The sequence below is a fragment of the Kitasatospora nipponensis genome (genome assembly GCF_039528135.1).
Taxonomy (GTDB): Bacteria; Actinomycetota; Actinomycetes; order Streptomycetales; family Streptomycetaceae; genus Kitasatospora; species Kitasatospora nipponensis.
Genome location: NZ_BAAALF010000011.1, coordinates 1 through 26,217, shown reverse-complemented (window position 1 = coordinate 26,217; position 26,217 = coordinate 1). Strand labels below are relative to the sequence as shown.

The 26,217-nt window shown below is 74.5% G+C and carries 19 protein-coding genes and 1 pseudogene; 14 read left to right on the top strand and 6 right to left on the bottom strand.

The genetic code is table 11. The annotated features are described in order from the left end of the window. The first annotated feature begins 560 nt into the window (after positions 1-560). The 8 genes from ABD323_RS05630 to ABD323_RS05595 all read left to right on the top strand — a co-directional run bounded on the left by ABD323_RS05630 (position 561) and on the right by ABD323_RS05595 (position 12,183). On the top strand, positions 561-1,652 hold the full coding sequence (locus tag ABD323_RS05630; protein ID WP_344439882.1) for a methionine ABC transporter ATP-binding protein: 1,092 nt from the start codon (positions 561-563) through the stop codon (positions 1,650-1,652). Next, entirely contained in the window at positions 1,649-2,344 is a 696-nt protein-coding gene (locus ABD323_RS05625) for a methionine ABC transporter permease (RefSeq protein ID WP_344439880.1), read from the top strand. The genes ABD323_RS05630 and ABD323_RS05625 overlap by 4 nt, the downstream gene beginning before the upstream one ends. 157 nt (positions 2,345-2,501) lie before the next feature. Then, a complete protein-coding gene (locus tag ABD323_RS05620; RefSeq protein ID WP_344439878.1) occupies positions 2,502-3,329 on the top strand; it encodes a MetQ/NlpA family ABC transporter substrate-binding protein in 828 nt (275 codons plus the stop codon). Between the two features lie 167 nt (positions 3,330-3,496). Beyond that, the gene (locus ABD323_RS05615) at positions 3,497-4,135 is read left to right on the top strand and encodes a GNAT family N-acetyltransferase (protein ID WP_344439876.1); all 639 of its coding nucleotides are present in this window, start codon (positions 3,497-3,499) and stop codon (positions 4,133-4,135) included. A 279-nt stretch (positions 4,136-4,414) separates the two neighbouring features. Continuing rightward, a complete protein-coding gene (gene cbiE / locus ABD323_RS05610) occupies positions 4,415-5,635 on the top strand; it encodes a precorrin-6y C5,15-methyltransferase (decarboxylating) subunit CbiE (protein ID WP_344439874.1) in 1,221 nt (406 codons plus the stop codon). A 507-nt stretch (positions 5,636-6,142) separates the two neighbouring features. Then, positions 6,143-9,997, top strand: a complete 3,855-nt coding sequence (gene cobT / locus ABD323_RS05605) for a nicotinate-nucleotide--dimethylbenzimidazole phosphoribosyltransferase (RefSeq protein WP_344439872.1) — start codon at positions 6,143-6,145, stop codon at positions 9,995-9,997. 114 nt (positions 9,998-10,111) lie between these two features. Then, positions 10,112-11,362 carry a uroporphyrinogen-III C-methyltransferase gene (gene cobA, locus ABD323_RS05600; RefSeq protein ID WP_344439870.1) on the top strand — a complete coding sequence of 417 codons (1,251 nt, stop codon included), beginning with the start codon at positions 10,112-10,114 and terminating at the stop codon, positions 11,360-11,362. A gap of 11 nt (positions 11,363-11,373) precedes the next feature. Further along, entirely contained in the window at positions 11,374-12,183 is an 810-nt protein-coding gene (locus tag ABD323_RS05595) for a TrmH family RNA methyltransferase (protein WP_344439867.1), read from the top strand. A gap of 57 nt (positions 12,184-12,240) precedes the next feature. Here the strand turns inward: ABD323_RS05595 and ABD323_RS05590 are convergent, their stop codons facing one another. Further along, positions 12,241-13,545, bottom strand: coding sequence for a chloride channel protein (locus ABD323_RS05590; protein ID WP_344440014.1), 1,305 nt, complete (start codon positions 13,543-13,545; stop codon positions 12,241-12,243). A gap of 323 nt (positions 13,546-13,868) precedes the next feature. Here ABD323_RS05590 and ABD323_RS05585 point away from each other — a divergent pair, with 323 nt between their 5' ends. From ABD323_RS05585 to ABD323_RS05565, 5 genes are all read left to right on the top strand, one after another. After that, positions 13,869-14,441 (top strand): gluconokinase, encoded by a 573-nt coding sequence (locus tag ABD323_RS05585; RefSeq protein ID WP_344439865.1) that lies wholly within the window; start codon positions 13,869-13,871, stop codon positions 14,439-14,441. A gap of 249 nt (positions 14,442-14,690) precedes the next feature. Further along, a complete protein-coding gene (locus ABD323_RS05580; RefSeq protein WP_344439863.1) occupies positions 14,691-15,335 on the top strand; it encodes a GAP family protein in 645 nt (214 codons plus the stop codon). A 191-nt stretch (positions 15,336-15,526) separates the two neighbouring features. Continuing rightward, entirely contained in the window at positions 15,527-16,369 is an 843-nt protein-coding gene (locus ABD323_RS05575; protein WP_344439861.1) for an SDR family oxidoreductase, read from the top strand. An 84-nt stretch (positions 16,370-16,453) separates the two neighbouring features. Continuing rightward, positions 16,454-17,866 carry a cytochrome ubiquinol oxidase subunit I gene (locus tag ABD323_RS05570; RefSeq protein WP_344440012.1) on the top strand — a complete coding sequence of 471 codons (1,413 nt, stop codon included), beginning with the start codon at positions 16,454-16,456 and terminating at the stop codon, positions 17,864-17,866. Further along, positions 17,866-18,906 carry a cytochrome d ubiquinol oxidase subunit II gene (locus ABD323_RS05565; RefSeq protein ID WP_344439859.1) on the top strand — a complete coding sequence of 347 codons (1,041 nt, stop codon included), beginning with the start codon at positions 17,866-17,868 and terminating at the stop codon, positions 18,904-18,906. The genes ABD323_RS05570 and ABD323_RS05565 overlap by 1 nt, the downstream gene beginning before the upstream one ends. Positions 18,907-18,924: 18 nt before the next feature. On the opposite strand, the gene ABD323_RS05560 is transcribed toward ABD323_RS05565, so the two are convergent. The 4 genes from ABD323_RS05560 to ABD323_RS05545 form a co-directional block, all read right to left on the bottom strand. Beyond that, positions 18,925-20,505 carry a GMC oxidoreductase gene (locus ABD323_RS05560; protein WP_344439857.1) on the bottom strand — a complete coding sequence of 527 codons (1,581 nt, stop codon included), beginning with the start codon at positions 20,503-20,505 and terminating at the stop codon, positions 18,925-18,927. 63 nt (positions 20,506-20,568) lie between these two features. After that, positions 20,569-21,507 (bottom strand): cyclase family protein, encoded by a 939-nt coding sequence (locus ABD323_RS05555; RefSeq protein ID WP_344439855.1) that lies wholly within the window; start codon positions 21,505-21,507, stop codon positions 20,569-20,571. 40 nt (positions 21,508-21,547) lie between these two features. Further along, complete coding sequence (locus ABD323_RS05550; RefSeq protein ID WP_344439853.1) at positions 21,548-23,368, bottom strand: glycoside hydrolase family 15 protein; 1,821 nt, start codon at positions 23,366-23,368, stop codon at positions 21,548-21,550. 91 nt (positions 23,369-23,459) lie between these two features. Beyond that, positions 23,460-24,437 (bottom strand): hypothetical protein, encoded by a 978-nt coding sequence (locus ABD323_RS05545; RefSeq protein ID WP_344439851.1) that lies wholly within the window; start codon positions 24,435-24,437, stop codon positions 23,460-23,462. Positions 24,438-24,568: 131 nt separating this feature from the next. Here ABD323_RS05545 and ABD323_RS05540 point away from each other — a divergent pair, with 131 nt between their 5' ends. Continuing rightward, entirely contained in the window at positions 24,569-25,648 is a 1,080-nt protein-coding gene (locus tag ABD323_RS05540) for a hypothetical protein (RefSeq protein ID WP_344439849.1), read from the top strand. Positions 25,649-25,685: 37 nt separating this feature from the next. Here ABD323_RS05540 and ABD323_RS05535 read toward each other — a convergent pair. Next, a pseudogene (locus ABD323_RS05535) lies at positions 25,686-26,217 on the bottom strand (hypothetical protein); the annotation flags it as partial.

Here is a 26,217-nt window from a genome sequence, read left to right as displayed (position 1 = left end):
ACCGGGCAGGCCCGAGCCGGGCCGCGCCCGTCCGCGCGGCCCGCACCCGAACGGCCCCGTCCCCGCTCCCCGGAGCGGCGGCGGGGCCGTTCGCGTCGGTCCCCGTGTGCCGCGGAGCCCTTGTGCCGGCTGCACCGTGTCCGCATTTCGGACAACACATCCTGCTCACTGGGATGCTGTGAGCTCATCTGTTTTACTGGTTCCTATGACTGCGACGACGAAATCCACCGCCCCCGGCACCATGCCGGCAGGTGTGCGTGGCATGTGTTGTCGAATGTGTCCCTGCTGAACCGGGTCATCGCCCGGCGGGCCGCCGCCCGCCCAGCCCGGTTCGGCCCGGCCCCGCACCGCGCCCCGCACAGCTGACCGCTGAGCCTGTCCGCGCGGACGGCCCCGCGACATCGTGGCCGTGATCGGGAGCAACGCTCCACCGGCCCCACCCCCACCCCACCCCCCCGCACGGCATCGTGTCGCGATGTCCGGACAGCGGATCGGCACGCCGTCGTGTGCCCCATTCATGCCTTTTCTCCCCTTCCGTCCCCGACCATCGGAAAGCAGCTGTGATCACCACTCAGGGCCTCACCAAGGTCTACACGTCGCGCGGCCGCCAGGTCAGCGCGCTGCAGGGCGTCGACCTGCACGTCCGAGAGGGCGAGGTGTACGGCGTCGTCGGCACCAGCGGCGCGGGCAAGAGCACCCTGATCCGCTGCGTCAACCTGCTGGAGCGCCCCACCTCCGGCACGGTCACGGTGGACGGCGTCGAGCTCACCGCGCTGCCGGGCACCGAGAAGCGGGCCGGCCGCGAGCTGCGCGCCGCCCGGCGCCGGATCGGCATGGTCTTCCAGCACTTCAACCTGCTCTCCTCGCGCACCGTGCAGGAGAACGTCGAGCTGCCGCTGGAGATCACCGGCCTGGACCGCGCCGCCCGCCGCCGCAAGGCCGGCGAGCTGCTCGACCTGGTCGGCCTGGCCGACAAGGCCCGCGCCTACCCCGGCCAGCTCTCCGGCGGCCAGAAGCAGCGGGTGGGCATCGCCCGCGCGCTGTCCGGCGACCCCAAGGTGCTGCTCTCCGACGAGGCCACCTCGGCGCTCGACCCGGAGACCACCCGCTCGATCCTGGCGCTGCTGCGCGACCTCAACCGGCAGCTGGGCCTGACCGTCCTGCTGATCACCCACGAGATGGACGTCATCAAGTCGGTCTGCGACTCGGCCGCGCTGATGCGCGGCGGGCGGATCGTCGAGGCCGGCCCGCTCACCGACCTGCTCGCCACCGGCGAGTCGGAGCTGGCCCGCGAGCTCTTCCCGCTCAGCGAGTTCGGCACCGGCCGCCCGGACGGCACCGTGCTGGAGATCACCTTCCAGGGCGACACCTCCGGCCGGCCCTTCGTCTCCCAGCTGGCCCGCACCTACCAGATCGACATCAACATCCTGGGCGCGGCGGTGGAGACCATCGGCGGCCGGCTGGTCGGCCGGATGCGGGTCGAGCTGCCCGGCAGCCACCAGGACAACGTGGTGCCGATCGGCTACCTGCGCGAGCAGGGCCTGCAGGTGGACGTCCTCGGCGCCACCGCCACCGCCCCCGCCACCCGTACCGGCGCGGTCGCGGACCTGATCACCGGCGATCGCGCCCTGGAGAACGGAGTGGTCGCATGACCTGGGACGACATGCAGCCGCTGCTGCGGACCGCCACGCAGGAGACCTTCCAGATGGTGGGCATCGCCACCCTGGTCGCCCTGGTGCTGGGACTGGCGCTCGGCGTCCTGCTGGTGCTCACCGACAAGGGCGGCCTGCTGCAGAACCTGGCGGTCAACAAGGTGGTCGGCGCGGTCGTCAACGTGGGGCGCTCGCTGCCCTTCGTGATCCTGCTGGTCGCGCTGATCCCCTTCACCCGCTGGGTGGTCGGCACCTCCATCGGCTGGCAGGCGGCCACCGTGCCGCTCGCGGTGGGCGCCATCCCGTTCTACGCCCGGCTGGTGGAGAGCGCGGTGCGCGGCGTCGACGGCGGCCTGGTGGAGGCCGTCCAGGCGATGGGCGGCAGCACCTGGGCCGTGGTGCGCAAGGCCCTGCTGCCCGAGGCGCTGCCCGCCCTGGTCTCCGCCCTGACCACCACGGTGATCGCCCTGGTCGGCTACTCGGCGATGGCCGGCACGGTCGGCGGCGGCGGGCTGGGCAACCTGGCCATCACCTACGGCTACATGCGCTTCGAGACCGGCTTCATGGTCGTCATCGTGATCGAGCTGGTGCTGCTGGTCACGCTGGTCCAGCTGCTCGGGGACTTCGCGGTCCGCCGCCTGAGCCACCGCGGCGCCGCCCGCCGGCTGCCGGCCCTGCCGCGCCGCGGCTGACGGCGCGACCGAACCGCCGCTGACACGCGCCCGCCGCGGCCGCACCCGCACCGACCGACCCCCCTGACTTCCGCCCCCCGGAACCCCGGGTGCGCGGGCCCCGGGACCACGTCCCGGACCACCTGATCCACCAGATCAACGGAGAAAGGCACTTTTCGTGCGTACCGTCCTGAAGTACACCGCAGTCCTCGCCACCGCCGGCCTCACGCTCTCCGTGGCGGCCTGCTCCTCCGGCTCCTCCAGCTCCTCGAACAGCGCCGACAAGCCGCTGGTCGTGGTCGCCAGCCCCACCCCGCACGCCCAGATCCTGAACTACATCAAGGACAACCTGGCGGCCAAGGCGGGCCTGAAGCTGACGGTCAAGGAGGTCTCGGACTACACCCTGCAGAACCCCGCGGTGCAGGACGGCTCCGCCGACGCCAACTACTTCCAGCACGTGCCCTACCTGACCGACTTCAACAAGACCCACGGCACGGACCTGGTGTCGGTCGAGAACGTCCACCTGGAACCGCTGGGCGTCTACTCGAAGAAGGTCAAGAAGATCACCGACCTGGCCCCCGGCGCCTCGGTCGCCGTCCCCAACGACGCCACCAACGAGGGACGCGCGCTCAAGCTGCTCGCCGACAACCAGGTGATCACCCTCAAGGACGGCGTCGGCACCGGCGCCACCGTCCACGACGTCACCGGCAACCCGAAGAACCTGAAGTTCAAGGAGCTGGACGCCGCCCAGCTGCCGCGCGCGCTGGACGACGTCGACGCCTCGGTGATCAACGGCAACAACGCGCTGGGCGCCAACCTCAAGCCGGCCACCGACGCGATCCTGCTGGAGAAGGCCGAGGGCAACCCCTACGCCAACGTGCTGGCGGTCAAGAAGGGCCACGAGAGCGACCCGCGGATCCAGAAGCTGGCCCAGCTGCTGCACTCCGATGAGGTCAAGAAGTACATCGACGACACCTTCACCGGCTCGGTCGTCCCGGCGTTCTGACCGGGTCCCACCCCGCGCCACCCGCACCCGGCCGCCCCGCCGACCCTCCGGTCGGCGGGGCGCACGCGCGTGCGCGCGCGCCGGGAGCTGACGCTCCGTCGACCCGCGGCAACGCCCGCGCCGCACGGGGCGTACCGTGGGTCCACGACCCGGCGAGGAGAGACGGTATGCCAGCGAGCTTCCCCGAGACCGCGATCAGCACCGAACGGCTGCTGCTGCGCCCTCTGGAGGAGGGCGACGTACCCGCGCTGGTCGCCATGATGGCCGACGACCTGGTGCTGAGCTGGACCGACGTCCCGCAGCCCTACACCCGCGCGCACGCCCTGCGCTGGATCCGCCACGAGGCGCCGGCGCTCAGAGCCGACGGCCGCGGCATCGCGTTCGCGGTCACCGAGCACCTGACCCAGCGTCTGGTCGGCCTGGTCGAGCTGCGCCACACCGACTGGCGGCTGCTGAGCACCGAGACCGCGTACGTCACCGCCCCCTGGGCACGCGGCGAGGGCTACGCGGTCGAGTCACTGCTGGGCCTGGCCCAGTGGCTCTTCGAGGACCGCGGCTTCCACCGGCTGGAACTGCGCACCGCGGCCGGCAACACCGCCGCCCAGCAGGTCGCGCAGAAGATCGGCTGCATCAGCGAGGGCGTGCTGCGCAGCGCCTGGATAGTGCGCACCGGGGAGGTCGGCTCGGCGGGGGAGGAGAGCCGCAGCGACCTGATCGTCTGGAGCCTGCTGCCCGAGGACCTGGACCCGATGGACGGGCCGGACCCCTATCCCGTCCAGGCGGACCGTTTCGCCCTGCACGACTGACGTCCCCGCCGGCAACCGCTGCCGGTAGCCGCCGGGCGTCCACGGGAACCACCGCCCCGACGAGCCCGCGAACGCGCCGCAGGACGGACGAAGATCGCCGAAACCCCGGCAGCGCGCCGCTCACCAGGTACCCTCTGCTCCTGGGCGGATGGCCGCGACGACAGCCGGGGGTGCAGCACCTCCCGCAGGCGGCCCGCCGGCCGATCCAGGGTCGGGGCGCGCGCACTGCCGCGCGCCGTGACCGCGTCGTGAAGCGGGAACCGAGGGAGAACAGCCGCGATGGCTGACCGGATCACGGTCATCGGGTGGGACGGCACGCCGCTGACCGAGGCGGCCGCCGCCGCGCTCGCCGCGGCCACCCTGGTGGCGGGGGCGCCCTACCAGCTCAACGCGCTGCCGGTACCGCCGGCCGCCGAGCGGATCGCGCTCGGCAGCGTGGAACTGGCGGCGCGTCGGATCGCCGAGCACCGCGGTGCGGTGGTGGTGGTCGCCGAGGGCGACCCGGGCTTCTTCGGGGTGGTCCGCACGCTGCGCCGGCCCGAGTACGGGCTGGAGCTGGAGGTGCTGCCGGCGGTCTCCTCGGTCGCGGCGGCCTTCGCCCGGGCCGGCATGCCCTGGGAGGACGCCCAGGTGGTCAGCACCCACGGCGGGCGGCTGCGCCGGGCGGCCAACGTCTGCCGCGCGCACACCAAGGTCGCCGTGCTGACCAGTGCCGACGCCGGGCCCAGCGAGCTGGCCCTGATGCTCCGTGGGGTGCACCGCACCTTCGTGGTCTGCGAGGCGCTGGGCACCCCGGACGAGGACGTCACGGTGCTCACCTCCGACCGGGTGCCGGACCACGACTGGCGCGACCCCAACGTGGTCCTGGTGATCGGCGGCAGCAGCCAGCCGGTGGGCGTGGACACCGCGGCCGGCTGGCTGGCGGGCCGCCCGCTCGGCTACCCGGCCGCCGAGCGCGGCTGGGCGCTGCCGGGCGAGGCGTACGACGGGGAGACCGGGCAGACCCTCTCCGCGCAGACCCGCGCGGTGGTGCTGGCCCGGCTCGGTCCCGGTCCCGGCGACCTGGTCTGGAGCGTGGGCTCGGGCAGCGGGGCGCTCGCGGTGGAGACGGCGCGCTTCGGCGCGGCGGTGGTGGCGGTGGAGGCGGACGCGGCGGCCTGCGCGCGGATCGCGGTCAACGCGCGCCGGTACGGCGTCGAGGTGGAGACCGTGCACGGCAGCGCGCCCGAGGTCCTGGGCGGACTGCCGGAGCCGGACGCGGTGGTGGTCGAGCACGGCGGCCTGGACGTGGTCCGCGCGGTGCTGGACCGCCGGCCGGACCGGCTGGTCGCGGTCGCCGGCACCCTCGCCGAGGCGGAGGCGATCCGCGGTGCGGCCGCCACGGCCGGCTACCAGGTCGAGGGCGCCCTGCTGCAGTCCGCGCCGCTGACCGCCGAGGACGGTCTGGCGATCGGCGCCGGTGAGAGCACGCTGCTGCTCTGGGCCGAGGCCGGTTCCTGACCGTCGTCGGCCCTTTGCCGCGCGGTCGGCGGCCGGTTGGCGGGTCGTTGCCGAGCAGTTGGCGACCGATCCCGGGACGATTCGGACACCGATTCGATCGGCTGTCAGTCGGGGCCGGTAGTCTGACGGTCCGCCGCCCGCCACCTGTCCGGGGCGGCGGTCGCGCCGACGTGGTGCAACCCACACGGAGATCGGCGCGTGGGCATTCGACTGACGCGCACCCGACCGGGAGAATGTCCCGGGGTCCGGGTGGTCGTGCCGGTTGCCCCGGGCTGTCGTTAGTTCAGGTGACGGTGCATTGCGGCCGGTCGCCCCGACCGGGGTGTGCCGGAGCCGGCACCGGGCGCCGTGACCAGCCGGACGGACCACGGTTTGCGTGCGACAGCGCGCAGGCCGGCAGTTGTTGTGGGGTGGGCCGGCACGCGGCTTGGACCCGGAGCGGGCAGTGCGCCCCGGTCGGTGACCGGGTCGCCAAGGACGCGGATGCGGCCTGGAAGGAGTGTTGACATGACCGACGGAGGTCACGTCCCCCAGGAGGGACGGCCGGAGCACCTGCTCCCGGAGACCGGAACCGATCCGGCGCCCGGAGGTGGCGGATGGGTCTCCGACCTCGGCGGCCGGCCGGTCGCCCCGGGCACCCCTCGACCGCCCTACACCTTCATCGACCAGCCGGACCGGCCGGACCACCTCGACGACGAGGACGACGTCCTGCTGATGCCCGGTCCGCAGGGCTCCTGGAGCGACGCCGCGACGCCGGTGGTCCCGCTCACCGAGTCGCTCGGCGGCCAGGGGGGTTACTCGGGTGCCGCGGTCTTCGCGGTGGCCGACGGCTCGATCGCCTTCCCCTCGGCCGCGCAGCCGCTCACGCCGGCTGCGCCCGAGCTGCCGGCGGACGGGGTTTCCCAGGTTTCCCCCGTTTCCCCGGGGGTTTCCCCGGCTCCGGCCCCGGTCGCGTTCACCCCGCTGGTGGCGGCCGTGCCGGCCGACGCCGCGTTCCCGACCGCGCCGACGGGCACCGACCCGTCGGTCACCGTCCACCTGGTGGACGTCGCGGCCGAGCTGGCCGGGTCGGGCGCGAGCGGCACGCCGGTCGAGCCCTCCTGGCCGCCGCTGGCGCCGCCCGGGCTGGAGGGCGAGCCCGGCGGGCAGCCCGCCCCGGGCACGCCGCAGGCCCCCGTCGCGGTCGTGGCCGCGCCGGAGCCGGTCGCGGCCCAGCCCGTGCGCCGCCCGCTGCACGCCGGACCGCCGATTCCGGACCCCTCGCTGATGACCGGTCAGGTGCCGGTCCGCTCGCTCGCCGACCGCGGTCCGTCCGGCCAGGGCGCCACCCCGCCGCCCGGCGTCCCGCCCGTCCCGCCGGTGGGCCCGGTCGCCGTCGCCGCCCCGCTCGCCGTCGCGGTGCCGGCGCAGCCGGCCGTGGAGGCCGAGCAGCTGGTGACCGAGCCGGTCGCGGCCGAGCCGGTGGCGGTCGCACCGGTGGTGGCCGAACCCGTGGTGGTGGAGCCCGTGGTGGAGCCCGTGGTGCTCCCGGCGCAGGCCGTGGTGGCCGACCCGGTGGCGCCCGTCGTGCCGGTGACGCCCGCCGAGATGCCGTCGCCCGAGGAGGTGGCCGCCGTCGTCGCCCAGGAGGTCCCGGTGCAGGACGCCGCCGTACAGGAGGCCCCGATCCAGGAGGCTCCGGCCCAGGACACCGCCGCGCAGGAGGCCGCCGCCCCGGCCGAGCAGGTCGAGCCGGCCCCCGCGCAGCCCGTCGCCCCGGCCGCCGTGGTGGCCGAACCGGGCGTGGACGACGCCGTCGCCCCCGTTCCCCCGCAGGCCGTCGTCGAGCCCGCCGTCGTTGACGCCGTCGTCGTCGAGGCCGCCGTGGTGGAGCCCGTCGTCGAGCCGGCCCAGGACCCGGCCCAGCCGCCGGTCGCCGAGCCCACGGCCGAGGCCGCGCAGGTGGCCGAGCCCGCTGCCGCCGTCGAGCAGCCGGCCGTCGAGCAGCCGGCCGTCGAGCAGCCCGCCGCCGCGCCGGCCGCGCCGCCCGCGCACCCGCGCCGGATCTCGGCCTTCCTGGCCGCCCCGGCCCCGCTGGGCCTGCCGATCGTGGAACCCGTCCCCGCGCAGCCCGTCGCCCCGGCCGTCGCCGAGCAGCGCCTGGCCGCCGATCAGCCGGCCGCTCCCGAGCAGCCGTCCGAGCCGGAGGCCGCCGAGGTGCCCGTCGTCCCCGCGATAACGCCCACCGCCGACACCCCGGCCGCCGCCGAGCCCGCCCTCGACGCCGTCCCGGTGGCGAGCCCCGCCGAGGCCGCGGCCGGCGCCGAGCTCGCCGTGGCCGTCGCCGTCGCCGCCGCGCAGGCCCTCGAGGCAGCGGACGCACCCGACGCGCCCGCACCGGCCGAGGCGGCGCAGACCGCCGCCGGCACCGGCGTGGTGCCCTCGGTCACCGCCGCCCCCGCCGAGGCCCGCCCGGAGCCCACCGCCACCCCGGACGCCCCCGAGGCCGCAGCCGTCGACGCCCCCGTGGACCCGCAGGCCCCCGAGGCTCCCGTCGACGCCGAGGTCACAGCCGGCGCCGAGCCCGCAGCCGAGGTCGCGGCCGACGCCGACGCCGACGTGCCCCGCCCGCCGGCCGCCCCCGGCTACGACGAGGCCATGCGCGAGGCCGTCCACCAGGTGATGCGCGAGCGCCGCGACATCCGCAACGGCTTCCGCCCCGACCCCGTCCCGCACGAGGTGCTGCTGCGCGTCCTGGAGGCCGCCCACACCGCCCCCAGCGTCGGCTACTCGCAGCCCTGGGACTTCGTGGTGATCCGCTCCTCCGAGACCCGGCGCAAGATGCACGAGCTGGCGGCCCGCCAGCGCGAGGCGTTCGCCGACTCGCTGCCCAAGGGCCGGGCCAAGCAGTTCAAGGAGATCAAGATCGAGGCCATCCTCGACACTCCGGTGAACATCGTGGTCACCGCCGACCGCACCCGCGGCGGCCGGCACACCCTGGGCCGCCACACCCAGCCGCAGATGGCGCCGTACTCGGCCGCGCTGGCCGTGGAGAACCTCTGGCTGGCCGCCCGCGCCGAGGGCCTGGGCGTCGGCTGGGTGAGCTTCTTCGACGAGGAGGAGATGGTCCGCGAGCTCGGCCTGCCCGAGCACCTGGACGTCGTCGCCTACCTCTGCGTCGGCTACGTGGACGCCTTCCCGGACGAGCCCGAACTGCAGCAGCAGGGCTGGGCCAAGAAGCGCCCGCTCTCCTGGGTGGTCCACGAGGAGCAGTACGGCAACCGCGCGCTGCCCGGCGAGGAGCCGCACAGCGTGCTCTCCGAGACGCTGCGCACCATCCGCCCGCTGGACGCCAAGGCGCTCGGCGAGTCCTGGGACCGGCAGAAGCGGATGACCAAGCCGGCCGGCTCGCTGGGCATGCTGGAGATCATCGCCGCGCAGCTCAGCGGCCTGTCCCGCAAGTGCCCGCCGCCGATCCCCGAGCCCGCCTGCGTGGCGATCTTCGCGGGTGACCACGGCGTGCACGCCCAGGGCGTCACCCCCTGGCCGCAGGAGGTCACCGCGCAGATGGTGGCCAACTTCCTGGCCGGCGGAGCGGTGGTCAACTCCTTCGCCGCCCAGGTCGGCGCCGAGGTCTGCGTGGTCGACGTGGGCGTGGCCAGCGAGCTGCCGGAGGCGATCCAGCAGGGCCGCACCACCGGGCTGCTGCCGCGCAAGGTCAAGGCCGGCACCGACGACATGACGCAGGGCCCCGCGATGACCCGCGAGGAGGCGCTCAAGGCGCTGGAGGTCGGCATCGAGACCGCCCGCGACCTGGTCGCGGCCGGCAACAAGGTGCTGATCACCGGCGACATGGGCATCGCCAACACCACCGCCTCGGCGGCCCTGATCTCGGTCTTCGCGGGCGCCGACCCGGCCGAGGTGACCGGTCGCGGCACCGGCATCGACGACGAGACGCACGCCCGCAAGGTCGACGTGATCCGCCGCGCGCTGGAGCTGCACCACCCGGACCCGGCCGACCCGATCGGCGTCCTGGCCGCGGTCGGCGGACTGGAGCACGCCGCCATCGCCGGGTTCCTGCTCGGCGCGGCCTCGCTGCGCACGCCGGTCATCCTGGACGGCGTGATCGCCGGCTCGGCGGCCCTGGCCGCCAAGGCGATCGCCCCCGAGGTGCTGGCCGCCTGCATCGCGGGCCACCGCTCCGCCGAGCCCGGCCACCAGGCCGCGCTCGCCAAGCTGGGCCTGCGTCCGCTGATCGACCTGGACCTGCGCCTCGGCGAGGGGACCGGCGCTCTGCTGGCCCTCCCGCTGGTGCAGAGTGCGGCGCGCGCGATGCACGATGTAGCCACCTTCGACTCCGCCGGCGTCACCGAGAAGGCCTGACGACCGGGGAGCCGGGCTCCCCGCGGTCCCCACCCCCGTACCGGCCCGAGGGCGCGCCGGTACGGGGGCCTGTCCAACCCGTACATGCCTCTCTGCCCCCTTGGAGCCCCGCCGATGATCGCGCCCAACCCCCACCCCAGCACCGAGGGCCGCACCCCCTACCCCGTGGGCCTGCTGCTGGCCGGCCGCCGCGTCGTGGTGGTCGGGGGCGGCCAGGTCGCCCAGCGCCGGCTGCCCGCGCTGATCGCGGCCGGGGCCGACGTGCAGCTCATCTCGCCGGCCACCACGCCCGCCGTCCAGGCGATGGCCGACGCCGGCGAGCTGACCTGGCACCGCCGCGGGTACACCGACGGCGACCTCGCGCAGAGCTGGTACGTGCTGGTCGCCACCGACAGCCCGGCCGTCAACGAGGCGGTCAGCGCCGAGGCCGAGCGGCTGCGGGTCTTCTGCTCGCGCAGCGACGACGCGGCCGCCGCCACCGCCTGGACCCCTGCCACCGGCCACGACGACGGCACCACCGTGGCCGTGCTGACCGGCGACCCGCGGCACTCCGCGGCGCTGCGCACCACCATCGTGGAGGGCCTGCGCGACGGCAGCCTCAGCGCCCGCCAGTACCGGCGGTGGGCGGCCGGCGTGGCCGTGGTCGGCGGCGGCCCCGGCGACCCGGACCTGATCACGGTGCGCGGCCGGCGCCTGCTGGCCGACGCCGACCTGGTGGTCGCCGACCGGCTCGCCCCGCGCGAGCTGCTCGCCGAGCTGGCCCCGCACGTCGAGGTGATCGACGCCTCCAAGATCCCCTACGGCCGCGCGATGGCCCAGGAGGCGATCAACCAGGCGCTGATCGACGGCGCGAAGGCCGGCAAGTTCGTGGTCCGCCTCAAGGGCGGCGACCCCTACGTCTACGGGCGCGGCGGCGAGGAGCTGCTGGCCTGCGCCGAGGCGGGCGTCGCGGTCACCGTCGTGCCGGGCATCTCCAGCTCGATCAGCGTGCCCGCCGCCGTCGGCATCCCGGTCACGCACCGCGGGATGACCCACGAGTTCACCGTGATCTCCGGTCACGTCGCCCCCGAGGACCCGCGCTCGCTGGTCAACTGGGAGGCCGCCGCGCAGATGAGCGGCACCCTGGTGCTGCTGATGGCCGTCGAGCGGATCGCCGCGATAGCCGCCCGCCTGATCGCCGGCGGCCGGGACGCCCACACGCCCGTCGCCGTGGTCCAGGAGGGCACCACCGCCGCGCAGCGCCGGATCGACGCGACGCTGGCCACGGTCGCCGAGGTGGTGGCCGCCGAGGGCGTGCGTCCGCCGGCGGTGATCGTCGTCGGCGACGTGGTGCACGTCCTCGACCCGGCCACCCGCACCGCCTGACCGGGGGAGAGATGTCCGAGCCCAGCGCCGTCACCGATCCCGCCGACCCGCGGCTGGCCGACTACGCCGACCTGACCGACGTCGAGCTGCGCCGGCGCCGCGAGCCGGCCGAGGGGCTCTTCATCGCCGAGGGCGAGAAGGTCATCCGGCGCGCCCTGGCGGCGGGCTACGGCATGCGCTCGATGATGCTGACGGCCAAGTGGCTGGACGTGATGGCCGACGTCATCGCGGCCGTCGACGCCCCGGTGCACCTGGTGGAGCCGCAGCTGGCCGAACAGGTGACCGGCTACCACGTGCACCGCGGCGCGCTCGCCTCGATGGCCCGCAGCCCGCTGCCGGACACCGTGGACCTGCTGGCCGCCGCTCCCCGGCGGGTCGCCGTGTTCGAGGACATCGTCGACCACGCCAACATCGGCGCCGCCTTCCGCAACGCCGCCGCGCTCGGCGTGGACGCCGTCCTGCTCACCCCGCGCTGCGCCGACCCGCTCTACCGGCGGTCGGTGAAGGTCTCGATGGGCGCGGTCTTCCAGGTCCCCTGGACCCGGCTGCGGTCCTGGCCGCAGGACATCGCGACGCTGCGCGGAGCGGGCTTCACGGTCGCGGCCCTGTGCCTGAGCGAGCGGGCGATCACCCTGGACGAACTCGCCGCACGCGACGACGAGCGGCTCGCCCTGGTCTTCGGCACCGAGGGCGCGGGCCTGGCGCCGGGCACGCTGGCCGCGGCCGACCAGCACGTGCGCATCCCGATGGACGCCGGCGTCGACTCGCTGAACGTGGCCGCCGCCTCGGCGGTCGCCTTCTACGCCACCCGCCCGCGCTGACCCGGTGGCCACCCGCCCGCGCTGACCCGGTGGCCACCAGGCCCGGTGGCCACCGGGTCAGGTGGCCGCCGTTCCCACGCTCCCGCCCCCGGGGTCAGTGACCGGGCCGGGGGTGGGGGCGGGCACCGGCGCGGGCCGGTTGAGCCGTGAGGCCGTGACGTGGCAGACCACCACCGCCACGATCACCAGCGGCATGACCGTCACGCCGTCCGCCCCCAGCAGCAGGGTCGCCAGCAGCACCGAGGTCATCGGCAGCCTGAGCATGGCCACCACCAGCGCGCCCATGCCCATGGCGGCGCCGGTCACGAACGGGAGCCCCGGCAGGTGGGAGACCGCGATCCCGCCGGCGGCGCCCACGAAGAGCGCGGGGAAGATCGGCCCGCCGCGGAAGGCGGCGAGGCAGACCACGTAGCCGATGCCCTTGCAGGCGACCAGCAGCGTGAGCGCGCCCGCGGTGTAGTCGCCTGCGTGCAGCAGGAGCTGGGGCAGGTCGCTCTGGCCGGAGAAGAGTACGTCGGTCAGCGGGTGCCCGGTGCCCTCGACATAGGCGATGGCGACGCCGGCGGTGACCAGGCCCATCAGCGGGGTCATCAGCAGCCGCCTGCGGTTCACCCGCGGCTGCAGCCCCAGCGCCAGGCGGTGGATCGCCGTGCCGAGCAGGGCCGCCGCGACACCGATGGCCAGCGCCCAGCCGAACTGGGCGATGTCGGGCCGGTCCACCGGCGGCAGGCTCGGGATGACCAGCGAGCCGGCCGACACCCCGGTGAACGACCCGAGCCCGGTGAAGATCAGCGAACCGACCCCGGAGGCCAGCAGGCCCGGCAGCAGGACGATGCCGAGCATCGGCCCGCCGAGCCCGGAGGCCTCCATCAGCAGGAACGCGCCGAGCAGCGGCGAGCCGAGCAGCGCGCTGATGGCGGCGAAGCTGCCGGAGGCGGCCACCACGGCCTGCGTCCTGGCGTCGGCGTCCGGCTTCAACAGCCGGAAGGCGTACAGCGCCAGGCCCCCGCCGAGCGAGATCAGCGGGGCCTCGGGGCCGATCACGGCGCCGAGCCCGAGCGAGAGCAGGGCCGCGATCAGGATGCCGGGCAGTTCGCGGCCCGTCGCCGTGCCGCCGTGGGTCTTCAACCCCTCGGCCGGCTGGTGGCCGCCGTTCCCCGGCAGGTACTGGACGGTCAGCGCGACCAGCACCCCGGCCACCGCGAGCAGCGGCAGCGGCCACCAGGTGGGCGTGGACCGGAAGCCGAGCCCCTGGGGCAGGTCGGTGTAGACGGCGTGCTGGAACTTGTCGACCAGTTGGAGGAAGCCGTAGGCGCCGGCCGAGAGCACGACGCCCAGCACGGCCGCGATGACCAGCAGCATCAGGTAGCCCTTGGTCCGCAGCGGGCCGAAGGGGTCCGCGAGGAGGGCGGCGTTCGCGGCGTCCGCGGCCTGCTCGTTCGATGACGTCAAGGTGCTCCTCGGTGCCGGCGCTCGCGGGGACGGGATGGGCGGGGAGGGCAGGACGTTCGGGTCGTGCGGGCGCCCGCCCGGCCTCCGGCTCGATGATCTCAGCAACCCGCTGTGATCGGCCGTATTCGACGGGGCACCGGTGCGCGGGTTGCCCCCCGCCCGGCGGCCTGCTTTGCTGCTCGCTGGGCCCTGTCCGATCGAGTGCCACGGCCCGCGGCCGTCAGGAGGATGCGGTGGAGAGCGACCACGCGCAGCCGGCGCACCGGCCGACCCTGATCGTGGTGCTGGGCGTCTCCGGGGCGGGCAAGAGCACGGTGGCCGCTCTGCTCGCGGCGCGGCTGGGCTGGCCCTTCCAGGAGGGCGACGACCTCCACTCGCCGCGGGCTCGCGCGAAGATGGCGGCCGGCCACCCGCTCACCGACGAGGACCGCCGGCCCTGGCTGGCGGCGATCGGGCACTGGATGGACGAGCGGCTGCGGGCCGGCGAGTCGGGGGTGCTGGCCTGCTCCGCCCTCAAGCGGGCCTACCGGGACGTGCTGCGCGAGGGCCGCCCCGAGGTCCGGCTGGTCTACCTGCGCGGCAGCCGGGAGCTCATCGCGGCCCGGCTCTCCGCGCGGCTCGGACACTTCTTCCCGCCCGCGCTGCTGGACAGCCAGTTCGCCACCCTGGAGGAGCCGACCGCCGACGAGCACCCGTGGGTGGTCCCGCTCGGCGCCTCGCCGCAGGCCGTCGTCGAGGCGGTGCTGGACCACCTGCGACCCCCCGCCCCGCCCGCCGAGCCGGCCGAGCCCACCGGCCGCGGGTGAGCGACCGTCGGCCACCGGGCCCGCTCACCGCAGCCGGTGCCCGACCCTGCGCCCCGGGGGGAGCCGGCCGCGGGTGCACCGCACGAGTGAAGGCCGCTGGGCCGCCCGGGCGATCGCCGCGGCAGGCGGCTTGACGCGCCGGAGCGGGGCCAACAGAGTCGGGGTTCGGCGTCCCGCGCGCGGCGCCGTCCCGGCCTGCGGCTTCGGCCCTCAGGCCCAGGCGCCGCGATCCGGAGGTGGCCGGCAGCGATGTTCGTCGACCTTCTCGTCATCGGCACCGCGATCACGCTGGGGCCGCTGCACAACAGCGCCTTCATCCTGATGCTCTCCGCGCGCGGCGGCGTCCGCAAGGGACTGGCCTTCATCCTGGCCTGGTTCGCGAACCTGGCGCTGGTGATCGCCGCCGTGATGCTGCTGACCGGCGGCAAGCCGCCGGCGCACGGCAGCGCCCCCTCCACGGCCGCCCTGTCGGTGAAGCTGGCGGTGGGCGCGGGCCTGGTGATCTACGGCGCGCACCGCCGCCGCCGGCCCCCCGGCCCGCACCGGCCGCCCAAGTGGCTGGCGAAGCTGGACGGGCTCTCCGGGTGGACGGCGGCCGGCCTCGCCTTCCTGCTGCAGCCCTGGGCGATGGTCGGCGCCGGCGCGGCCTCGGCACTCGACGCGGACCTGTCCTCGGTGGCGGCCACCCTGGCGCTGATCGGGTACTGCCTGCTGGCGACCGCCAGCCTGCTGGTCATGGAGGTGTACACGGCGCGCTCGCCGGCCGCCGCCCAGGACCGGCTCGGCCACCTGCGCGGGTGGCTGGACACGCACCAGGAGCAGTTGATCGTGCGGCTCTCGCTGGTCGTGGGCCTCTGGCTGGTCGGCCACAGCATCTACCAGCTCGTCAGCTGAGCGCCGCGCCCGGCGCACCGCCGGGCTCCCTTAGCCCGCCCGGAGGAGATTGCCCGTCCGAAAGCGGCCGCCGCCGCGAGCCGCCGCGCCCGGTGACGGCGAGCGGTGGTTCCGTCCAGGGGAGGTCCGCGGCGCGAGGCGACCGCCCGGCGCCGGCCCCGGACCGCTCTCCCAACACCGAAGGAGAAGTCGTGGCGGCAGAAGGTAGCGGCAAGTCCCCCGGGGCGATCAGCGCCCAGCTCCTGCGGGGGCAGAAGGCGCTGGTGACGGGCGCCAACTCGGGCATCGGCAAGGCGACCGCGATCGCGCTGGGCCGCGCCGGGGCGGACGTCGTGGTCAACTACGTCGTCGGCGCGGACGAGGCCGAGAAGGTCGTGGCGCAGATCAGGGACCTCGGCGTGCGGGCCTACGCCCACGAGGCCGACGTCTCCGACGAGGACCAGGTCGTGGCCATGGTGGCCAAGATGGTCGAGGAGTTCGGCACCATCGACATCATGGTGGCCAACGCCGGTCTCCAGCGGGACGCGCCGGTCACCGAGATGACGATGGCGCAGTGGCGCAAGGTCATCGACGTCAACCTGACCGGCCAGTTCCTGTGCGCCCGCGAGGCGGCCAAGGAGTTCGAGCGGCGCGGGGTCGTGCAGGAGGTCTCCCGGGCGGCCGGCAAGATCATCTGCATGAGCTCGGTGCACCAGATCATCCCCTGGGCGGGCCACGTGAACTACGCGTCCTCCAAGGGCGGCGTGGGCATGCTGATGCAGACCCTCGCCCAGGAGCTCGCGCCCCGCAAGATCCGGGTCAACGCGGTGGCCCCCGGCGCCATCCGCACCCCCATCAACAAGGACGCCTGGGACACCCCGCAGGCCGAGGCCGACCTGCTGAAGCTCATCCCGTACCACCGGGTCGGCGACCCCGACGACATCGCCAACGCGGTCGTCGCGATGGCCTCCGACCTGCTGGACTACGTCGTGGGCGCCACCCTCTACGTCGACGGCGGGATGACGCTCTTCCCCGGCTTCGCCACCGGCGGCTGACCCGTGCCGCCCACCGTCGCCCTGCTGGCGAGCCCCCCGGCCCTGCTGGCGAGCACCCCGGCCCAACTCCTGCCCGCCCGCGAGATGATGGCCTTCACGCTGGCCTCCCACATCCTGCTGGTCCCCTTCGGAGTGGCGCTGCCCGCCCTGACGCTGCTGATGCACTACCGGGGCCTGCGCCGGGGCGACGTGGTCGCCCTCAAGCTCGCCCGCCGCTGGTCCGCGGTGATGGCCGTGCAGTTCGCCATCGGGGTGGTCACCGGCACCGTCCTCTCCTTCGAGTTCGGTCTGCTGTGGCCCGGGATGATGGGGCGCTGGGGCGACGTGTTCGGCCTCGGGTTCGGCGTGGAGGCCTGGGCGTTCTTCCTGGAGGCCGTGCTGATCGCGATCTACCTCTACGGCTGGCGCCGGCTCAAGCCCTGGACGCACTTCTGGCTCGGCCTGCCGCTGCCGCTGGCCGCCCTGATGGGGGCGTTCGGCATCATCGCGGCCAACTCCTGGATGAACACCCCGCAGGGGTTCACCCTCGACGCCGCGGGCAACCCCACCGACGTCACCGTGCGGCAGGCGGTCTTCACGCCGATGTTCGGCCCCGAGTACTGGCATTTCGCGGTGGCCATGTTCCTCACCGCCGGCTACGTGGTCGCCGGCGTCTACGCGGTCGGCTGGCTGCGCGGACGCCGCGACCGCTACCACCGGCTCGGGTTCGCCCTGCCGTTCACGGTCGCCGCGATCCTCACCCCGGTCCAGTTCTTTCTCGGCGACTCCATCGCCCGCTCGGTCTTCCACAAGCAGCCGATCAAGTTCGCCGCCCTGGAGATCGTCTGGAACACCGACACGCACGTGCCGGAGTACCTGTTCGGCCGGCTGAACTCCGACGGCACCATCTCCGGCGGCCTGAAGATCCCCCAACTCGACTCGATCCTGGCCGGGTTCAAGCCCAGCACGCAGGTCACCGGGCTCACCTCGGTGGCGGCCGACGACCGGCCCACCACCACCCAGGCCACCATCGCGCACTGGGCCTTCGACCTCATGGCCACCATCGGCAGCCTGCTGATCCTGCTCGCGCTCTGGTACGCCTGGTGCTGGCTGCGCCACCGCGACCTGCCCCGCTCGCGCTGGTTCTTCCGCTGCGCCGCGATCGCGGGGGTGGCCTGCCTGTTCACCGTGGAGTGCGGCTGGATCAGCACCGAGGTCGGCCGCCAGCCCTGGATCGTCTACTTCAACATGCGGGTCTCCGAGGCGGTGACCACCACCGGCTCCGGCTCGCTCTGGGCGATGCTGGGCGTGGTGGTGGCGGTGTACGTGGCGGTCTTCGGGGCCTTCCTCGCGGTGCTGCTGAAGATGCGCACCCGGTGGCGGCTCGCCGACGCCGCCCCGGACGCCGCCGGCCCGCCACCGGAGCTCGACACCCCGTACGGGCCCCGCGGCGAGCCGCTGCCCACCGCGGCGGCGCCCGGTGCCGGCGGCGAGCGCCCCTCGGGAGGTGACTCCTGATGGCGGACCTCATCGCCTGGGTTCTCGTGCTCGCGGTGGCCGCCTACGCCTGCGCGGGCGGCACCGACTACGGCGCCGGCTTCTGGGACCTGCTGGCCGGGGGAGCCGAGCGCGGCAAGCGCCCCCGCTGGCTGATCGACCACGCCATGGGCCCGGTCTGGGAGGTCAACAACGTCTGGTTGATCTTCGTCCTGGTGCTGATGTGGACCGGCTTCCCGGCGATGTTCCAGGCCGTCTTCGAGGCGCTGTGGCTGCCGCTGGCGCTCGCCGCGATCGGCATGGTGCTGCGCGGCGCCGGCTTCGGACTGCGCAAGCCCACCCGCCGGCTCGCCCAACGGCGCCTGTACGGCGCGGTGTTCGCGGTCTCCTCGCTGCTCACGCCGTTCTTCCTCGGGGCCGTGCTCGGCGGCATCGCCTCGGGTCGGGTCGAGGTCGGCACCACCGCCTCCGCGGACGCCTGGGCCAACCCCACCTCCGTGCTCACCGGCCTGCTCACGATCGGCGCCGTCGCCTTCCTCGGCGCGGTCTTCCTGTGCTGCGACGCCCGCCGCTTCGGCGCCGACGACCTGGTCGGGTACTTCCGCCTGCGCGCCCTGCTCGCGCTGGCGGCGATCGTGGTGGTGGCCCTGATCGGCCTGCCCGTCACGCACGGGGACGCGCACTACGTCTGGCACGGGCTCACCCGCGGCCTGGGGCTGCTGTTCGTGCTGCTGGCGCTGGCGAGCGGCGCGGTCACCGCGGTGCTGCTGCTGCGGCGCTCCTACCGGTGGTGCCGCTACACGGCGGTGGCGGGCGTGGGCCTGACCGTCTTCGCCTGGGGCTTCGCCCAGCGGCCCTACCTGCTGCCGACCTCGCTGACGGTGGCGCAGGCCGCCGGGGCCTCGGCCACCCTGGGATGGCTGGTGATCGTCACGCTGGTGGCGATCGTCCTGGTGGGCCCGGCCCTGGTGCTGCTGTACTGGATGGACACCCACGGCGAGCTGGAGTCGCTGACCGACGCCGACACGGGGGCCGCCCCGGCGCCGGGCGACAACCTGTAGGGCCGGGCCGGACAGGCCCTAGCGGATCCGCTCCAGGATGCGGTCACCGACCCGCAGGGCGTTGGCGATGGCGGTCAGCGACGGGTTCACGGCGCCGATGCTCGGGAAGAAGCTGGTGTCGACGACGTAGAGGTTGTCCAGCTCGTGGGCCTTGCAGTCGACGTCCAGCGCCGAGCTGCGCGGGTCCGTGCCGAACCGCACGGTGCCGGCCTGGTGCGCGGTGGCGCCGATGGGCATGCCCTTGTGCAGGTAGAGGCTGTGGTCGAGCAGCCGGTGCGGGTGCATGCCCAGGTGGCCCAGCATCCTCTGCAGGCGGTGCTGCAGCCGTTTGAGGCCGATCATGTTGTTCTGCTCGTCGATCGTCAGGTGGATGGCGCCGTCGCCGTCCAGGGTGACCCGGCTGTCCGCCAGCGGCAGGTCCTCACCGCAGAGCCAGAAGTCGACGGCGTGGTGGGCGAGCACCTCGAACGGCATGTCGGGCGAGATCTTGCCGGCCCAGCGCGGCGCCTCGCCGTGGATCTGCGCGGCGTCGGACTTCCCGAGCATCTGGATGCCGCCCATCGGGTACTCGAAGTCGTCGTCGCCCAGGTACCAGTCGTGCAGCGCCAGGGTCTTCTGGAAGCGGGTCGGGTTGGGCTCCTTCGAGACGGCCATCAACGCCAGGTTGTTGTGCCGCATGTAGTGGCGGCCCACCACGTCCGAGCCGTTGGCCAGGCCGCCCGGATGCCGGTCGCCCGCCGAACGCAGCAGCAGGGCGGCCGAGTTGACCGCGCCGCAGGCGACCACCACGATGTCGGCGGAGAAGGTCGCCGTCGAGCCGTCGGCGAGCTGCGCCACCACACCGGTCACGGTGCGCCCGCTCGGGTCGGTCGTCAGGCTGCGGACGTCGGCCCGGGTGACCAGCTCGACGTTGTCGTGCCGCAGCGCGGGGTCGACGCAGATCACCTGGGCGTCCGACTTGCCGTTGACCAGGCACGGGAACCCGTCGACCCGGTTGCACCGGATGCAGACGCTCGCGTGCGTGGCCCCGCCCTGCTCGTCCTGGGTGAGGTTGACCCCGATCGGCAGGTGGAAGGGGTGCAGGCCCTGCTTCTCCAGGTCGTCGCTGAGCTGCTGGATCCGGGGCTCGTGGCGCACCGGCGGGTGGGCGTACTGCGCGCTGGCCGGCCCCTCGGTGGGGTCCTCGCCGTGCCGGCCGTGCACCAGGTAGAGGTGCTCGGCCTCGGTGTAGTACGGCTCCAGGTCCTCGTAACGGATCGGCCAGGCGGGCGAGATGCCGTCGTGGTGGCGCAACTCGCCGAAGTCCTCGGGCCGTAGCCGGAACAGCGCGGCGCCGTAGAACTTGGTGTTGCCGCCGACGTAGTAGTTGACCTCCGGCTGGAACGCGCGGCCGTTCGCGTCGTACCAGCTCTCCGGCGCCAGGTACTTGCCCTTGACGAAGACGGCCGTGGAGTCCCAGTTGTCGATCTCGCGGGGCAGGTAGTCGCCGCGTTCCAGCAGCAGGACCCGTTTGCCCGAGGGCGCCAGCCGGTGGGCGAGGGTACCGCCGCCCGCACCGGTGCCGATGATGACGACGTCGTAGTGCCGGTCCTCGGTCATGAGTGCTCCCGTTCTGAAAGGTCCAGCAGGGGTGGGGGGTTGAATAGGGTGTCGGTCGGGGTCTCAGAGGATCGCGAGGGGGTTGACCGGGGATCCGGTGGCCGTGGGCAGCCGCAGCGGGGCGATGACGCACAGGAAGGACCACCGGCCGGCCTCCTCGCAGGCCGGGACCAGGTCCTCGAACTGCAGGTAGTCCAGCAGGTGCAGGCCCATGGCGTGGACGCCCAGCACGTGCACGGGGAAGGCGACGCCCTCGGTGGTGCTGGGGGCGGTGTCGTTGTTGCCGTCGCCGCCCAGCACCGCCACCCGGCGCTCCGCCAGGAACTCCAGCGCGGTGGGGTGCAGCCCGGCGCGCGCCTCGGCCGCGTTCCAGGAGCCGAGTTCGCCCCGGCGGCGGCGATGGCCCACCCGCACGAAGAGCAGGTCGCCGCGGCCGACCCGGACCCCCTGCGCGGCCTCGGCGGCGCGCAACTCCTCGCCGCTGACGTGCTCGCCGGGCTCCAGCCACGGCACCCCGCGCAGCCGGGGGACGTCGAGCAGCACGCCCCGCCCCACGATCCCGTCGCGCGCCAGGTCGATGGAGAGGGCGGTGGCGCCGCCGGGGGTCAGCGTGCTCGCGGGCACACCCCCGTACAGCGTCCCGTCGTAGACGACGTGGCAGAGCGCGTCGATGTGGCTGTCGGCGTCGCCGTGCACGTTCATGGCGATCCGGTCCCGCGCGAACTCCAGCCCGCTCGGGTCGATGGACCCGCGCACGGCGCCCGTCATGAGGTGGTCGCTGGGCTCCGGGTTGTCCGGGCCCGGCACGGTCTCCACGGGCGCCGCCATGGTGACCGTGCGTCCCGAGCGGACCTCGCCGACCGCGGCCAGCACCTGCCGGTCGGTCACCTCCTCCAGCGCCCCGCGGCCGGCCGGGCCGGCCCGCCGCAGGCGCCGGTAGAGCGCGTCGAACTCGGCCGCGCTGAGCGGGGGCGGCGCGGATCCGGTGGGGGAGGTGACCATCGGGACTCCTCTCGGCGGGCGCTGGGGGGCCGCGCCCGGCTCAGCGGCCTTCCGCGCGGTCGAGCGCCTCGTCCAGGGTGGTGGCGGCCATGATCAGCGACAGGTGGGTGAACGCCTGGGGGAAGTTGCCCAGTTGCTCCCCGCTCGGGCCGATCTCCTCGGCGAACAGGCCGACGTGGTTGGCGTAGGTGCGCATCTTCTCGAAGGTGTACCGGGCCTGCGGGAGCCGGCCCGCGCGGGCGAGCGCGTCCACGTACAGGAAGGTGCACAGGCTGAAGGTGCCCTCGGAGCCGCGCAGGCCGTCCGGCGAGGCCGCCGGGTCGTAGCGGTAGACCAGGCTGTCGGAGACGAGCTTGCGGTCCATCGCGTCCAGGGTGGAGAGCCAGGCCGGGTCCCGGGGGGCGACGAAGCCGACCCGTGGCATCAGCAGCAGCGAGGCGTCCAGGACGTCGCCCTCGTACTGCTGGACGAAGGCCTGCTCCGACTCGCTCCAGCCGCGTTCCATGACCTGCTCGAAGATGGCGTCGCGGGCCCTGGTCCACTTCGCGGTGTCGGCCGGCCGGCGGAAGGTGTCCGCCAGCTGGATGCCGTGGTCGAGCGCGACCCAGCACATCACCCGGCTGTAGGTGAAGTCCTTGCGCCCGCCGCGGGTCTCCCAGATGCCCTCGTCGGGCCGGTCCCAGGAGTCGGCGAGCCAGTCCAGGGTCCCGGCCAGGGCCTTCCAGCCCGAGTAGTTGGCCTGCGGGGCGATCCCGCGCCCCTGGGCGACCGCGTAGATCGCCTCCCCGTAGATGTCCAGCTGGAGCTGGTCGGCGGCTCCGTTGCCGGCCCGCACCGGGAACGAGCCGCGGTAGCCCTCCCAGTGCTCCAGGTTCACCTCCGGCAGGTCCGGATCGCCGTCCACCCGGTACATCGTCTGCAGCGGCTCACCGCCGGTGCCGGCCCGTTCGCGCAGCCGGGTGACCAGCCAGTGGGTGAAGGCGGTCGCCTCCTCGACGAAGCCGAGGTCCAGCATGGCCCGCACCGACAGCGCACCGTCGCGCACCCAGGTGTAGCGGTAGTCCCAGTTGCGCTCCCCGCCGACCTGCTCGGGCAGGCCCATGGTGGCCGCCGCGATCAGGGCCCCGGTCGGTGCGTAGGTGAGCAGCTTGAGGGTGATCACCGAGCGGTGCACCTGCTCGGGCCAGCGGCCCCGGTAGGTGGAGGTCCGCAGCCAGTCGCGCCAGAAGGTCACGATCCCCCACAGCTGGGCCTCGATCTCCTCGGCCGTGGGCGTGGGCGGGGCCTCGCCGCCGGGGTCACAGACGGTGAACATCACGCACGCGCGCTCGCCGGCTTTGAGCGTCACCGACCCGGTGACGTCCTGGCCGTCGCGCTCCAGCGGGAAGGAACTCTGCACGTGCGCGCTGATCCCCGGCGCCCGGAACAGGCCGCCCTGGGGCCCCAGGTCGAGCTCGTGCTCGGCCCGCCCGTAGTCGAAGCGCGGGCGGCAGTCGAGGGTGAAGGTCACCGTGCCGCGCACCGTCCGTACCACCCGCACCAGGGTGTGCCGGTCGGTGGCGGTGTGCACACGGTCCGGCGGCATGTAGTCGATCACCTCGCCGACGCCGTCCGGCGACAGGAAACGGGTGACCAGGACCGCCGTGTCGGGGTAGTAGAGCTGCCGGCAGGTGATGTCCGGGTGCTCGGGCGCCAACCGGAAGTAGCCGCCCTTGTCGTGGTCGAGCAGGGCGGCGAAGATGCTGGGCGAGTCGAAGCGGGGCGCGGCGAACCAGTCGATGACGCCCTGCGAGGAGACGAGGGCGGCGGTCTGCAGGTCGCCCACCAGTCCGTGCTCGGCGATGGGAGGGTAGCGGTCCATGGTCGCTCCGGAACATCGGGAAGTCCCCCCTCCGATCCCACTATCCGACAGGCCGCGCCTCGTCGCCCGGCCGGACGTCCGCGCCGGCTGCTCAGGGCTCCCGGCGGTCCCGCTCCCAGGCCTCCCAGGCCGCCACCCAGGCCTGCTTCAGCGCCTTGCGCCGTTCGATCTCCGCCGGCGTGACCGGGGCGAGGGGCGCCTGCTGCTGGGTCGACCAGTGCTCCTCCCAGCGGGCCTGCGCGGCCTCGCTCGCCACCGGCTGGCGCAGGCCCACGTGCCGCAGCAGCTCCTCCAGGGCCGCCTCGCGCGGTGCGTTCGGCCCGGTGTACCAGGGCACCGCCAGGTTCAGCTGGTTCAGCTGGTTGACCAGCGACGTCACCAGGTAGTCGGCCCGCTCCGGACCGCAACCGAGCACCCCGTCCAGCTCGCGCACCGCCCGCTGCCACAGGCGGTGGGTGGTGCGCCCGTCCCGGGACCCGCCCGGCAGGGCGGTCTCCAGCAGCGCGCGCACCGCCGCGATGCCGCAGGCGGGGGCCAGTTCGGGCTCCGGCTCGGCCGCCCGGGCCGCCCGGTGGCGCTCGATCAGCTCGTTGCGCGCCACGACGAAGGGCTGCAGGTCGACGACCGGCTCCAGCTCCACCCGCGCCGGCTGGGCGCCGCCGCGACCGGTCACCAGCACCGCCTGCGTCCCGCACCGCGCCCGCAGCAGCCACCGGTCGCCGCACCGGCACAACTCGCCCTGCGGCAGCTGCTCGTGACTGGTGACCCAGGTCTCGGGCGGGAGCGGGGAGTCCGCGCGGAGCTCCAGCTCCAGGTCGATCTCCCGCTCGGCGCTGCCCGGTGGCAGGGTGGTCACCAGCAGGTCCGGCAGGGCGGCGCCCTCCTCGTCGCCGTAGCCGAGCCCGACCGAGACGTGGGTGCCCTCCTCGACGCACCAGCCCGCCAGGTAGCCGGGCTCGACCACCGGCCGGCGCAACCCGTAGATCGTGTAAGGCGGTTGCTCGGCGAGCTCCTGCAGGCTGCGCTGGTAACGGTCCCAGTGCGACGGATCGGGCGGCATCCTCTTCATGCGCCCGAGTCTGCCATCCCTGACGCCCACTCAGAAGGGCGCCCGGTCCGGGCCCGGACTCGGCCCGTCGGCGCCGTCGGTGCGGTCGACTAGCCTGGCTGCCGGACCACCACCGAGCCCAGGAGACCAGCGTGCACCCCATCTTCGTGGACTTCAGTACCTCGCAGCCGCGCACCCAGGGCGCCGAAGTCCACTGCGAGCGCACGTTCTTCGGCGGCGACCACCTCGCCCTGGACGCCGGTGGCTCGGTCGACGTGGAGTTCGCGGTGCCGCCGCAGGGCGTCACCGACGAGGCCACCTTGAAGATCCGCGCCCTGGTCTCCAAGCTCGGCCCCCAGCTCGGCTCGGCGCCGCTGGACGTCACGGTCAACGGGGCGGCCCTGCTGGGCGGTTACCGGATACCCGGCGGCGGCGACCTGCCCCAGGACATCGTGGTGGCGATCCCCGCCGACCTGCTGCACCCCGGCACGAACACCCTCACGCTGCGCTCCGGCGACCGGGCCCGCTCCCATCTCTGGCTCTACCGCGTCCTGTTGGAACAGGTCTGGGACCGCGACGCGGCCGAGTGCGCGTTCCTGGACGCCGCCTTCGCCCTCCCGCTGGTCACCTGGCGCACCGAGCGCCGGGCCCCCGGCGCCGCCGGCTGGCAGAGCGCGGCGACCTGGCGCCTGCACGTCGACAGCGGCGAGCGCGGCCTGCCGCTCCGGCTCGACTGGCGGGCCCGCAGTGGCGTGGAGTCCTCGGTGAGCTTCAGCCACGAGCAGGGAGCCTGCGCCGGCCTGGTCCGCGACCCCGACGGCGGCTGGTACGAGCTGCGCGGTGAGCGCAGTGACCGCCGGGCGTTCGGCGCCGACGCCGCCGGCGAGTTCACCCACAGCTTCGCCACCGAGACCCACTGGGGCGAGCGCTGGCACCCCGGCGGCCCGCTGCTGGTCCACCTCGACACCGGTGACGGCCCGCTGGAGCGGATCTCCTGGAGCGACCAGCGCGGCTGCTCGGCCTCGATCGGCCTGGCCGCCGACGGGCAGTCCTTCCTGGGGTGGTCCCAGCGGGTCGACGAGGGCCCGGTGGGCTACCGCGGCACCGCCCGCCCCCGGCCCGCCGCCGGCCCCCGGACCCTCACCGAGGACCTCGCGGGCATCGGCGAGGTGCTCGGCGGCCTCGCCGACACCGCGGCCAAGCAGCTCTCCGGCTGGCTGCGGTCGCTCTGAGGGTGCCGGCCGCCGGGCGTGCCGCGCGCCCGGCCGGTCAGCTCGTGCTCGGGGCGCCGGAAGCGACGGTGGCGGCCGCTGCGGAAGCCGGGGCCGGCGCCGCCTGAGCCGACGGTGTCACGGGAGCGGCCGCCGGGCCCGTGCCCGTGCCCGTACCGCCGGAGACGCCGGCGCCGGGCCACGACTCCTCCAACGTGCCGTCCGGGCGCACCGCGTAGCGCGTGGTGGCGCTCGCACCGGTCTGCGTGACCCGCTCCTCACGGACCAGCGCACCCTCCTCCAGCCGCCAGGCCGCGGCGGACTGCGGGTCGGCGGCCGAGGTGCGCGAGGTGACCGGCACCGGCTGGCCGTCGGCCCCGAACCCGAAGAGCTCGACCAGGTCGACCGGCACCGAGGCCTCGGTGCGGCGCAGCACCACCACCGCGGCCGCGGCGCCGCGGTAGCGCGCGGGCAGCACGGTGGCCAGCGTCACCAGGGGGGCGGCCGGCGAGGCCTCGGAGACCGCGCGGCCCTCGCGCAGCCGGATCGTGGGGCCGCCCGCGGGGTCGGCGTAGCTGCGGTTGGGCCAG